Annotated in this window: 14 protein-coding genes; 6 read left to right on the top strand and 8 right to left on the bottom strand. The window is 30.2% G+C overall.

The annotated features are described in order from the left end of the window. Positions 1–172 precede the first annotated feature (172 nt). Both AALI31_RS01185 and AALI31_RS01180 read left to right on the top strand, forming a co-directional pair. Positions 173–3,094, top strand: a complete 2,922-nt coding sequence (locus AALI31_RS01185; RefSeq protein ID WP_489884699.1) for a hypothetical protein — start codon at positions 173–175, stop codon at positions 3,092–3,094. Positions 3,095–3,135: 41 nt separating this feature from the next. Further along, positions 3,136–3,531: a hypothetical protein gene (locus AALI31_RS01180; RefSeq protein ID WP_489884698.1), complete on the top strand. Its 396-nt coding sequence runs from the start codon at positions 3,136–3,138 to the stop codon at positions 3,529–3,531. 36 nt (positions 3,532–3,567) lie between these two features. On the opposite strand, the gene argS is transcribed toward AALI31_RS01180, so the two are convergent. Together argS and trmB are read right to left on the bottom strand one after the other, a co-directional pair. Then, complete coding sequence (gene argS, locus AALI31_RS01175) at positions 3,568–5,262, bottom strand: arginine--tRNA ligase (protein WP_489884697.1); 1,695 nt, start codon at positions 5,260–5,262, stop codon at positions 3,568–3,570. Between the two features lies 1 nt (position 5,263). Beyond that, a complete protein-coding gene (gene trmB, locus AALI31_RS01170) occupies positions 5,264–5,908 on the bottom strand; it encodes a tRNA (guanosine(46)-N7)-methyltransferase TrmB (protein ID WP_489884696.1) in 645 nt (214 codons plus the stop codon). A 151-nt stretch (positions 5,909–6,059) separates the two neighbouring features. On the opposite strand from trmB, the gene AALI31_RS01165 reads away from it, so the two are divergent. Beyond that, positions 6,060–6,836, top strand: coding sequence for a biotin--[acetyl-CoA-carboxylase] ligase (locus AALI31_RS01165; protein ID WP_489884695.1), 777 nt, complete (start codon positions 6,060–6,062; stop codon positions 6,834–6,836). A 19-nt stretch (positions 6,837–6,855) separates the two neighbouring features. On the opposite strand, the gene AALI31_RS01160 is transcribed toward AALI31_RS01165, so the two are convergent. The 6 genes from AALI31_RS01160 to AALI31_RS01135 all read right to left on the bottom strand — a co-directional run bounded on the left by AALI31_RS01160 (position 6,856) and on the right by AALI31_RS01135 (position 9,841). After that, positions 6,856–7,221, bottom strand: coding sequence for a hypothetical protein (locus tag AALI31_RS01160; RefSeq protein ID WP_489884694.1), 366 nt, complete (start codon positions 7,219–7,221; stop codon positions 6,856–6,858). 78 nt (positions 7,222–7,299) lie between these two features. Further along, the gene (locus AALI31_RS01155) at positions 7,300–7,536 is read right to left on the bottom strand and encodes a hypothetical protein (protein ID WP_489884693.1); all 237 of its coding nucleotides are present in this window, start codon (positions 7,534–7,536) and stop codon (positions 7,300–7,302) included. 220 nt (positions 7,537–7,756) lie between these two features. Further along, entirely contained in the window at positions 7,757–8,158 is a 402-nt protein-coding gene (locus AALI31_RS01150) for a peptidylprolyl isomerase (protein WP_489884692.1), read from the bottom strand. Between the two features lie 17 nt (positions 8,159–8,175). Continuing rightward, complete coding sequence (locus AALI31_RS01145; RefSeq protein ID WP_489884691.1) at positions 8,176–8,805, bottom strand: hypothetical protein; 630 nt, start codon at positions 8,803–8,805, stop codon at positions 8,176–8,178. A gap of 21 nt (positions 8,806–8,826) precedes the next feature. Further along, positions 8,827–9,168 (bottom strand): hypothetical protein, encoded by a 342-nt coding sequence (locus tag AALI31_RS01140; protein ID WP_489884690.1) that lies wholly within the window; start codon positions 9,166–9,168, stop codon positions 8,827–8,829. 124 nt (positions 9,169–9,292) lie between these two features. Then, positions 9,293–9,841 carry a CRISPR-associated protein Cas5 gene (locus tag AALI31_RS01135; protein ID WP_489884689.1) on the bottom strand — a complete coding sequence of 183 codons (549 nt, stop codon included), beginning with the start codon at positions 9,839–9,841 and terminating at the stop codon, positions 9,293–9,295. A 146-nt stretch (positions 9,842–9,987) separates the two neighbouring features. Between AALI31_RS01135 and rocF the strand changes: the two genes are divergently transcribed. The 3 genes from rocF to gdhA are packed head-to-tail and all read left to right on the top strand — an operon-like array spanning position 9,988 to position 12,867. Beyond that, complete coding sequence (gene rocF, locus AALI31_RS01130) at positions 9,988–10,881, top strand: arginase (protein ID WP_489884688.1); 894 nt, start codon at positions 9,988–9,990, stop codon at positions 10,879–10,881. Beyond that, a complete protein-coding gene (locus AALI31_RS01125) occupies positions 10,881–11,495 on the top strand; it encodes a 3'-5' exonuclease (RefSeq protein WP_489884687.1) in 615 nt (204 codons plus the stop codon). Before rocF ends, AALI31_RS01125 begins: the two co-directional genes overlap by 1 nt. 25 nt (positions 11,496–11,520) lie before the next feature. After that, positions 11,521–12,867, top strand: coding sequence for an NADP-specific glutamate dehydrogenase (gdhA, locus tag AALI31_RS01120; protein WP_489884686.1), 1,347 nt, complete (start codon positions 11,521–11,523; stop codon positions 12,865–12,867). The last annotated feature ends 55 nt before the right edge of the window (positions 12,868–12,922 follow it).

Here is a 12,922-nt window from a genome sequence, read left to right as displayed (position 1 = left end):
GTAGTAGATACGCTCTTGATAATATCACAAACAATCTCTAAAATCTACATAAAAATTTTTGTAGTTTTGTATTGAGTTTGCAATTAATTCATTGTATTATTAACATATTATTAATAATATGTTTTTTATTTTTAGTTATTATTGTTTTTTATAAATTTGGAGGAACTCATTTATGAATAAAATAAAAATAATATCTTCCGTATCTCTTGGAGTCGCCGCATCTTCGATCTCTCTTTTTAGCGGAGTTGGTGTCAGTGCTATATCTGAAACTACTTATTCTATAACAAGTGATGCTTACGATATTAGTTACGTAGATGATACAATTACTCTGAAATTCCATAACACTAACATCCATAATAGTGTAAGTGACATAAAGCTAGTTAGCTCTTCTACAAATAAATCTTTCTCCTTCACTAAAGATTCATCTAACTTTAAGCTTAAGATATCAAAAGAAAATTTAAGTGCAGGAGTATATAATCTAGTGTTTAATGCCAAAGTTTCTAGTTCCTCATCACTGAAAGAGTTATATTCTCCTGTTTATGTTAGTTCCCCAGACTTGTCAACTCTAGATGTTACAGTTACTTCACTCAATCCTATAATATCTTTCGTAAATTCAAATGGAACGTACAAGGTGAACGCTAAGTTCTCGCTTTTGAATATAAAAGACTCAATAACGAGTGCTCGACTCATTGATGAAAATAATTCGCAGGTAGGTTATTTAGAGAGCATATCCAATCCTAGAAATCTTACTTTCAATTTAGGTTCTTCTTCGTTGGTCTCTGGAGATATTTACTACGTGGAGTATACTTTGACAGATTCTAACAATAGATCCAAAACTTTAAAAGTTCCATTTAGTTACTCCTCAAATTCAGTTCAACTAACTTCTGCGACAACAAATGAATTTACTTATACCTCTACTAAGAATTCAGAAGATTCAGTCGACTTATCTCTCAAATTCACAAATGTTGACAGGAATAACATAAGGTTTTTTGATGCTAATAATTTAAGTGTGAGTCTTGTCCCAACTACAGATTCAGATGGAAGATTAGTTTTAAAAGACTTGTCTGTAGATAAGGTTATAAGAGTTGAAATTATGAATGGAACTCACAATGAGATTTTGAACTTTAAGGTTCCGAGTAATAGCACCAGTACGGAAACTCCAATACCATTTTTAAAACTTGTAAATGCATCTGGTCTAAATCTAAAATATGGAACTAAAATAAATGTTCCTATAGTAAAAGGTGATTTGGATTCTTTAGGTTTTACAACGCCGAATACTTACATTAAATTCGTCTACTACGATTCTCTTGGAAATGAAATAGATTTGACAAATGAGGCTAGGGTTTCGCTTTCAAGTTATCAAGCAGAGCTTACTACAAATTCTAATTTTTTAAATGTAGAAAATACATCAATAGTCTATGCAAAAGTGTACACCCCAACTAAGTCTGTTGTATTCCCGTTTGTTGTTTCAAATTCATCATCGACTTCTCAAGCTCTTGCATTTGATGTTATCAAAAATTCATCTGCTAATAATAGTTCAGTGTCACTGACATTTAAACCAAATAGCTCATTTATATCCTCTAGCGAAACTTTCTCAGATAGCGATATGCTCATCGTAAATAATTCCTTTACTGCCAAGCTGTCTAGTGATAAGAAAAGTTTCGATATTTCAATCCCCAAAGATAAGTTAATAAACGGCACAAATACGTATACATTTATTAGAAATAGTTCAGGTGGTACTGTTTCATTTACTGGTGAGTTTATGAGTAATATGTCCTCGACAGAAATGAAAATTACTCCTTTGATAAAAGACTTATCTCCAACAACAAATAACGATAAAGAGTTGGTTATCAAGATGAGCGTAGATGATAATTATATATCTTCTAATTTGTACACCTCAGTCAAGATAACTGACGAGTACGGTAAAAGTATATCCCTTAAATCATCTGTGAAAGGATCTTCCTTTGACAAATATGTTGAAATGATTATAGAACCGCCTTCTCAATTAATTGTAGGTAGAACCTATACCTTACAAGTAAATACGGGAACTAACTCGTTCAAAACAAATTTTGTATATAATGCCAGTGGTTCTTACAATTTAAATCTTGATTTAACGTTTAATGGATTCTCTACTTTTACGGTTGCGAATTTGAGTAAAATACCAGGATACGCTCTCTACGATTTCAATCTTAAAATTTATGATTACTACGATTCCTCAGACGTTCTGTATGAAAACTTCAGTCAATCGTATTATGGAGAAAGTTTTAAATCTGACAACATAAAGCGTGATCTTAAGAGTGGTAAAAGTTTTATAGATGGAAATAAGTATACAGTCGAACTTAGAAATACCACAACTGGTGATGTCTATAAGCAAACATTTACATTTAGACAAAATAGTATCAGCGATCAAGGTACTGATACTACACTTCAATCGAGCATTAGTTCAAGTTCCTTTACGTATTCAAATAACTCGATTAACTTTTCGTACTCTATCCCTAATAACAAAACAGTCACTAATATAACTTCAAGTATTCCAGAACTTAAAGTTTCATTTTCAAATGGAAGAATGCATGTTGATGGGTTAGTTCCAAGTAAGTTTTATAGAAATTTATATCTAACAATAAAATTCTCTGATAATACTGTTCAAAATGTAAAGCTAGATGATTTTACCGCACAGGTATCAAGTGATCCATTGAAGAACTATCTTGCAAATGTATATACCTCTACTTTAACTCCAGTAGGTGAAACCGATAAATATAAATTTAGATATGCTGACGAGGCAGGTTTTAATTATTGGTATGGTCTACTCTATAATCGTCAAATTACAGGTAGCGAATTTATATTTAGGATTTTAGATTCTTCTGAGTTCAATTCTGTGCATTCCTCAGCTGAAGATAAGACTCGTGCTCTGTACAAAGTAATTGTAAATAGAGATGGAGATATAAATGGTGTGAATTTTTGGATTAATGAGTTCACTGCAACCTTGAATTCTGTAAATAGTCAAGACGTTGCTCTTAGAATCACGATATCTAAAATGTTAAATGAAAATGAACCAAAACAATTATTTAAAAATTTAGGTATAAGAGTTGAATAAAAAAACCACCCTACAGTTAATGAATGTTGTGGGGTGGTTTCTTGATCTTTAAAATTCTATTTCCGATTGTTATACTATTTTATGCATTATCTAATAACTATTCAGTTCATCCTTCGAAAACTGCTTCTTATAATCATGCACCAAGTATAAGTTCAATATATTTACAAAACATCTTTGTATGTGGCAATAATCAAATTGCCTTTATTATTCCTCCAAGCTACCAATTTAAATATCTTCACCCTTTATCTTTTATATCTCCATCTGGAAAACAAATAGTTAATACAATTCCTCAATCCATAGATATTCTTCAGCCAATAATAAGGATTAATCTTAGATGTCCTTTGGAAGAGATGGGAATGTATAAATTAATCTTCACGGGAGTTGAAAAAAATACCAATCAGCAAATAGATGTAATCGGAGAATTTTACTATAAATAAAAAAAGAGAATTGCAATTAATTCTCTTTTGCTTGTGTTACATTTCGTCAACTGTCTCTAATCCAATTAAATATAGTGCCTTATTTATAACTATAGTTGTTGAATGAACTAAAATCAATCTAGCCATTCTTAAATCTTCATTATCTAAATTTAAAATATTGTTCGAATTGTAAAACTTATTAAACCTCTTAGACACATCTACAACATATCTTGTAACAATCGATGGCTCTAAAGAATTAATTGACGATTCTATAGTTTCATTAAAATCTCCCAATAATTTTATGAGGTAAATCTCATTATCATCTACTAACAATTTTAAGTACTTTGCGTAATCGATTTGATTTATATCTAAGGAACTCTTTCGCAGTATAGATTTTGCTCTTGCGAATGTGTATTGAACATAAGGACCCGTTTCCCCTTCAAGAGATAAAATCTCATCAAAATCAAATACTATATCCCTCTCTCTATTCATTTTAAGATAATTAAATACGATAGCTCCTATACCAATTTTTTCTGAAACCTCATCTTTATTTTGAAGATTTGGATTTTTATCTTCTATAACTCTCTTTATTTTCTCGACTGACATGTTAAGTAAATCCTCTAATAATACTACCTCTCCTTTTCTAGAGGAAAGCTTTTTATCTTTAAATTTAACAAGACCGAATCCAACATGGATACAATCCTTCACCCAATTATTACCCATAAGCTCTAAAGTCTTAAAGACTTGCTTAAAGTGAAGTAATTGAGGATTACCCGCAACATATATGTTTTTGTAAAAATTGTAAGTTTTCTTCCTATAAATAGCTGCTGCAATATCTCTTGTAGCGTACATAGTAGCTCCATCTGATTTCATTATTATACACGGTGGCATATTATAATCATCGAGTTTAACAACCCTAGCCCCCAATGAATTTTCTAACAACCCTTTAGACTCTATTTCTTTTACAACATCGTCAATTTTGTTAGAGAAAAATGCTTCTCCATCATAAGAGTCAAACTTAACTCCGAGTCTTTTGTAGAGCTTATTGAATTCAATCAAACTTAATTCTCTAAATTTTTTCCAAAGTTCTTTGCACTCCAAGTCTCCCTCTTCGAGCATCTTGAAATATTTTCTTCCTTCATCTTCAATGGACGGATTTATATCTGCTTCATTATGAAATTTTACATATATTCTGAAAAGTTCTGAAATAGGATTCCTTTCAAGCTCCTGTAGATTTACCCAATTCTTGTAAGCATAAATCAATTTTCCAAACTGCGTGCCCCAATCTCCAAGATAATTAATTCCCACTACATTATATCCTTGAGACTTATGTATCCTATATAGTGCATTGCCAAGAACTGTAGTAAATAAATGTCCCACATGAAATGGCTTTGCAATATTGGGAGAGGAATAATCTATTGTCACTGTTTTCCCCTCTCCAAAGTTCGAATCTCCGTAATTACTTTTCTCCTCTAAAATGCTAGTTAACACATCAATAGAAATTTTTGACTTGCTTATAAAAAAGTTTAAATAAGCACCAACCACCTCAATTTGTGAAATATCCTCATGCCTTATTCTAGATTTTAAATCCTCAGCAATTGATTGTGGAGATCTTTTAAGTTGCTTTGCAATTTTAAAACATGGAAAAGCAAAATCCCCCATACTACTATTAGGCGGAACCTCTATCGAATCATAGACATCTACGTTTAAAATTTCATATATAAGGTTACTAATCAATCTTTTATAATCCATTTTATAATTTCCCTTCTTTGAGTATTGAAGTTAAATACATTATTTTAATACCCCTGCTTAAAAACTTTTCCTCATATTCAGTCATTACATTTTCAATTTCCTCACTGTGTAGATCCATCGTCTTGTACAAAACTTCAAAATTATTTTCTTCTAAATACTCGATTGAATCTTTAAAAAATGATTCATGATCGGTCTTCAATATTATTTTTGAATCTTTACTTATGATTTCTAAATATTTATTTAAAAATCTGGGATGAGTCAATCTTCTTTTGTGATGCTTTATCTTTGGCCAAGGTGTTGAGAAATTTAAATAAATATCTTTAACCTCCTGCTTGTTGAACACTTCGTTTATGTAGTTAATGTCAAAAGAAATTATCCTAACATTACGTAGATTAAATTCCTCACACTTTCTTTTCACATAAACTAAAACCTCATCCTTTAAATCCACTGCAATAAAATTTCTACATAAATATCTCCTAGCCATCTCAGATATAAACAGTCCCTTGCCACACCCCAGCTCTAAGTAAATATCGTTGTCATTATCAAAAACCTTGTTCCAATAACCCTTAAACCTTCTAGGACTATCAATGAATAAATCACTTTCCAAAAGTTCTGGACGAGCCCACGGTTTTCTCCTTAGCCTCATATTTTCTCCTTTATCTTTGAAGACAAATTTTCGAATTACATTATCTTATAACCTCCATATTTTAACATATCTCGTATAATTTTTACATAATTTGAAATAGTTTTTGAAATAATTTATAATTGTCCTTAAATCTGTAGTTTGGAGAATTTTTATGAATTTAGTCAACAACTTCAATGCACCTATTTATGAATTTGAGATATTAGATTCTACAAATAAGTTTGCCAAAGACTTGTGCAATAAAAATCCCAAGAGTGGAACTATAATAATTGCAAAGGAACAAACAAACGGACGTGGAAGATTGGGCAATACATGGGAATCACAAAAAGACAATGGACTTTACTATTCAATAGTTTTTAAAAAATCAGATGCACAATTAAAGTATGAAACACTAACTCTTTTCATATGTCTTAGCATAACGAGACTTTTGGAAGAATACTCAATATCTTCCTATATAAAATGGCCAAACGATATTTTAATATCTGGTAAAAAGGTATGTGGAATCTTGTCAGAATCCACATCAACTGATTTTGGTGAATTTATAATTATTGGTATTGGAATAAACCTATATCATAAAATGACCGATTTTTCACAGGAAATAAAAAATAAAGCAACTAGTTTAAATTTAAACACTACAAGAAAAATAAATAGAACATTCTTTATAAACAGTCTCACAGATTATATATTTCAATACTATAATCATTTTTTAATGGACAATTTCGAGAATTTCTTACTGGAATACACTAATAAATCATTTCTAGTGAACAAAAAAATAAATCTAAATATGAATGGACAAGAAATACAAGGAATTGTAAATGGTTTTGATAAATTTGGGCGTTTGATACTCAAAGTATCTCAAAATAAATCTATTTCAATTAATTCTGGGGAAATCTCTTTGGAAAATATATACAAAAACAGTGGTCGTTTTTAAAAAACTGACCACTGCAGAATTACAAAAATATATGATTAATAATTAGAGCAGCAACTACTAGCGACAAAAATTTATGAATAATTAAAACAAACTTCTTCCGTACTATCTTAATCATAAATCCAGAAATAGCCGTCAACAAAACTGTAATTAAAATCAAAGTCCCTGAATTTATTTCAAATATATTTGCTCCAGTTGAAACTCCATGGCACACAATTAAAACTATCATTAATATTCCCAAATACTTGTGATATTTTGTAAGCAAACCATTTACCTTGGTCAATGATCTATTTCTTAACTTCCTATTTATAGCTTTAAGAGGAACCTTTATTACTAGCAAAACAAATATAATTACATTAAGCCATCCTAGAATTTCGTATTGACTCATTACTTACTTGTACCATACAAATCTTTATAATTTCCGGACTTAAATTCTTCATGCATAATATTCTTCACTTCATTTTTATCAGTAGCCAAACTCCAATTTCTCTTTTAAATTATTAACTCTACTAAGCTTATCTTTCTCTAAATTAACCTTTTCAGTATTCCCTTCCTCATCATACTTTTCTATATCTTTATTAATTCCTGTAATCATACTATCTATATACGAAATAACGCTACTCTTTACTTCATCAAACGTTCCAGTTTGCCATGATTTATGTACTGAATCTGGAAAAGCAGCCCGTCCATCATACAAATTCACATATGAAGACTCTCCAGATGTGGTATCCTGTGAACCAGATACCTGACTACTAGACTGCGTATTTGTCGGCTTATTCTATGTACACTGTACCAAAACAAAGGCTGAAAATGCCAAAACTGAAGAATTTAATAAGATCTTTCTAAGATTTCTCATTCATAATCACTCCTTCCCTCGAAGATTCTAACACAATATCCGCTGCATTTACAACCTTTATTAATATTCATAAACTATCTTTATGTCTAACCTGTATCGCTTTTTTTAATTCTTCTTTAGTCCTGGCCATACGAACGTTGGTAGATATAATATTTAAACGTTTAATTTCATTTTCATACAAACGTATCTTGTCTAGATTGTTATCAATCTTAAAATCCTGTAATCTTAAATTAGTAGAACTGATCATATCATCTACGTATGCCAAAATAGATTTTCTTATATCATCCATTGATGTATTATCCCAATAATTATCAGCCTCATTACCTGGACCAACAACATCTAATTTATTCACACACTCAGAAGTGTTAATGACCACCTTATTATTTTTGCTTGAATACCCATATCCAATAACCAATGAACAAACAACCGCACTAGCAACATAGTAAGTAATTAACTTCCAATTTCCCATATTCAACCCCCAAATACTCAAAATAGTAATTTACTTTCTGTATAATCAACAGATTTGATATCTTTTACAACTAAGAGCTGATCATTCATACCTCGCTCAATCCTAAAATCAGGTCTATATCCTGCCTCTTCTGGTTGCTTGGAGAAGACTAACAAAATTTCCTTCTTATCTTTTTTATTCCCAAATATTTGCCTAAAAAGTCCCTCGAGTTCTTCATCAAATATTTTGTCTAAATTTTCTACCACCACTTCACAATGATAAATGCTTTCACCATCTTGTTTATACTCCATAGTTTCAAATATCTCATAATGTAAATCAATACCTTCACTGTCTATGTGATGTTTTAAAGTCCTAAAAGTATCATCTCTAAGACTTTTCCTCAATTCGATTTTCACGAAATCTCTATATTCCTTTTTCAAATCATCCCTGATATTTTCCCTAAATTTATCTGATAATTCCTTATGTAATTCCTTCTCAACTTCAAATTTAATTTTACTTTGCATATTATTAAAGATTTTATTTCTCTCCTTTTGTATATTTCCAGCTACAAAAACAACTGCAATCAACAGTGATAATACAGATATTAATACGAATTTTGATAATTCACTTTTTAAAAATTCATTTTTTTTACTTTCATTTCTTAACATTTGCAAACTACCTTTCCCAAGTTAATCCTTTATATTAATAATTTTAGAGGATGATGTGTTAATCCATTGTCTGCTTTCTCTGATTTCTCTAGTCAAATCTTCTCTCAAATTATCAAGCACTTCGTCTAGAAGTTCTACTCTCAGTTCTTGAATAACTTCAGATTTCATTACATCTCTTAAATTATTCCTAACATTTGATTCCACAACTTTTAATATATCTTTCCTCAGATCTTCCCTATAATTTGTTAACATATATCGTGAAGATTCTGTCTTGACAAAACTAATTATTGGAATTTGTACTATGAAACATAAAGTCAAAACTATAAGTGGTATCACTGCATACTTAAATTTTAATAACTTCATTTCTACACTCTCCTACCAAGTATTTCATATATATATTTTGGTATAATTGGATGTTTTTAATGCAAATATAATATTTAAAAAAATATGAAGCCAAAATTAATAGATGGCTTCATATTTCCAAACTTTATTTAGCCGTATACAACAAAACGTTAGCAAACATCTCATTGTCTACATTTTTAATTACTTTTTCGTAACCATTATACTGCAAGAACAAATCAACCTTACCATCAGGATGCTCCAATTTATCTATATTTCTCATATCTGAAAAATGAATAACTTCTCTTGAATTACCATCATCAGGAGTAAATACAATTGAATTTCTTGTAACTTCGAAGCTTCCTAAAATATCCTCATCATTTAAGTTGTACTTACCATAGTATATATTTTTAACATCCAATACTTCCTGTTGATTAACCTTATCTTTAGAATTATTGCCCTTAAAACGTATTGTTTCATCAATATCTTCTTCTGAAGTACTCGTCACAAAATCTTTTTCAAAATTATACACATTTTTGTTAACTAATTTTTTTTCTAAAGAATCAGTTTTATTTGTATTTAACAGAGTTTTACTATGATTTTCTCCATTACAACTCATCAAAACAGCAAATATTAGAATTATACAAAATATCAAAATAGACCTAGTTATGGGTAAATAATTTTTATGCTTTTTCATTTTTTATTTTATCCTTCCTTAAAATAACAATTTTTGTTATAATTAGTTTATTTAGAACTAATTAACTGTGAAAATATGTGTTATGTTTCCATTTTTCTTGTCATTTTATACTAATTTTTATATTTTTTGGAGGACTCTTACACGAAATGAATTTAGATATAATAAATGTTGCAACATTTTATGGATGCGGCAGAAGAGGGGTGGAACTAGCTCCCAGAACACTTTTAGATAATGGTCTCGAAACCATACTTTACAATTGCAATCACAGAATAAACAAAATAGTAAATATAAATATTAACCAAAATGATATGTGTAAGTTACAGGTTAATGATAAAATAAAATATTATAGTAAGATAGTTCCATTTGTAAAAAGCTTGTCCCAGCAGATCTATAAAAGCTACTCTGAAAATAATTTTCCACTGGTTCTCGGTGGAGATCATTGTATTTCAATTGGGTCTCTTTCGGGATTTTCGAGATTTTTTAAAAATAGCGGGATAATATGGATGGATGCTCATGGAGATTTGAACACTCCCTCTACATCTCCGTCACAAAATGCTCATGGTATGCCTCTCGCATGTGCACTGGGATATGGAGATATAAACTTTATATCATTATTTAAAAATAGGATGGATCCTAAAAATGTTTTTCTGTTTGGTATACGCTCGCTTGACAAAGGTGAAAAGAACTTTATAGTGCAAAATGAAATGCACATATATGATACAAATTCTTTTAACTCTTTAAATTGTGATATTATGATAGAAAACCTAGAAAAATATATGATAAAAAATAAAGTTGAAAACTTCCATTTATCTTTTGATATCGATATATTTGATCCTACATATGTCCCCGGTACTGGTACTCCTGTAAAAAATGGATTGTGCTTAGATAAAGTTGAATTTTTTTTAGACAAACTATTGCCCTCAATAAACTTAGTCTCAATGGACTTCGTGGAGTTTAACCCACTATTAGATAAAAATAATCAAACTCTAGATCTTTGCCTCGAAGTACTAGAATTTTTATTCAGGAGGATAAACAAATAATGAAGCTTGTGTTTTTAGATACAGAAACTACTGATAAGTCTCCAGGTCAAATTTGTCAATTAACCTATATCATACATGATACTAATCCTTCTTCACATGATGAAAAAGTAAAGGCAAAAAATTTCTTCTTTGCAGCAGAATTTATGTCTGACGAAGCATGTGAAATTCATGGTTTCGACTTAGAAAAATTAAAAATACTAAGCGGCAATTTAAAATTTAGGGATATATATACACTCTTCAAAAATGATTTAATGGAAAGCGATTTTATAATAGGTCATAATATAAATTTCGATATTAGCTTTCTTAAAAAAGAGTTTGAAAGAATAGATTTACAGTTCGAGCCCAAAAATGTATTTTGCTCGATGAATTACTTCAAGAATATATTGAAGTTAAAAAGCTCAATAGGTACAATTAAATCTCCAAAGTTATCTGAAGTTTTAAGCTACCTCAAAATTCAAGAAGAAGATATATTATCATCAACAAAAAAATTTTTCGATAGTGGTGACTCTCATTTTCATGATGCGAGATTCGATACAACAGCACTTTATTTAGCCATAATTAAAGCTATAAAAACTAACTTAATAAGTAACGGATACTTTTCAAGTAAATTATAAATTTTTAGAGGGAAGGTCTTATAGATTGGTTAATGTAAAAAATTATACAAAGTCTATTTATGAAAAGGTAATTTCCAAGAACCCTTCTCAACCGGAATTTCATCAAGCTGTGTATGAAGTTTTATCTTCGATTGAACCATTGCTTATAAAATATCCCAAATATTTAGAAAATAATGTACTCGAAAGGATCGTAGAACCAGATAGATTGATTGAATTTAAGGTTTCTTGGATGGACGATTCCGAAAGAATACAAATAAATAAAGGTTTTAGGGTTCAATTTAATAACTCACTTGGTCCATATAAAGGTGGTCTTCGTTTTCATCCCACTGTTACTTCGTCTATAGTTAAATTTTTAGGATTCGAACAAATATTTAAAAATTGTTTGACTTCTCTACCTCTAGGTGGTGCAAAAGGTGGATCAGATTTTGACCCAAAAGGGAAGTCAGATCGAGAGATAATGAGATTTTGTCAATCGTTTATGAATGAATTGTATAAATACATCGGAGAAAATATCGATATTCCCGCTGGAGATATTGGAGTATCATCTAGAGAAATCGGATATCTCTTTGGTCAATATAAAAATATTAAAAATAGTTTCTCAGGAGTTTTGACTGGTAAAGGACTTAATTTTGGTGGTAGTCTTGTAAGAACTGAAGCTACAGGATATGGTTTGTGCTATTTTGCTGAAAATATGTTGAATACTTATGGAAAGTCATTTAAAAACTCAAAAGTTTTGATTTCTGGATCTGGAAATGTATCTATTTATGCTGCAGAAAAAGCTTATCAACTTGGAGCTACGGTAATATCAATGAGTGATTCAAATGGATATGTTTACAACGAAAATGGAATTGATTTATCTATAATAAAACAACTTAAAGAAGTTGAAAAAAGAAGAATTAAAGATTATTTAGAGTATGATAAGTACGCCAAATACACGGAAGGATTTACAAATATATGGAAAGAAAAATGTGATATTGCCCTTCCATGTGCTACTCAAAATGAAATAGATGAAGTATCTGCAAAATATTTAGCAAATAATGGCTGCTTATGTGTTTGTGAAGGAGCAAACATGCCTTCAAAACCTGAGGCTGTAAAAGTATTTTTAGAAAATGAAATGTTGTTTGGTCCTTCTAAAGCTGCAAATGCAGGAGGAGTTGCTGTATCTGGTCTTGAAATGTCTCAAAATTCCATTAGATATAACTGGAGTTTTGAAGAAGTAGATAAAAGGTTAAAAGAAATCATGACGAACATATTCGAAACATGCTATAAGACGTGTGAGGAGTTTTCCCTTGGTAGAAATTTCTTGGCCGGTGCAAATATATCAGGATTTAGAAAAGTGGCAGACTCAATGATATCTCAGGGTATACATTAAAAGAGAAAGCATCGCAAAAGCGGTGCTTTCTCTTTTCTATAAATGTATGGAAAAT

Source organism: Anisomitus miae (SeqCode) (assembly GCF_054906395.1).
The sequence above is the reverse complement of the archived record's forward strand: the minus strand, read 5'-3'. Positions and strand labels throughout refer to the sequence as shown.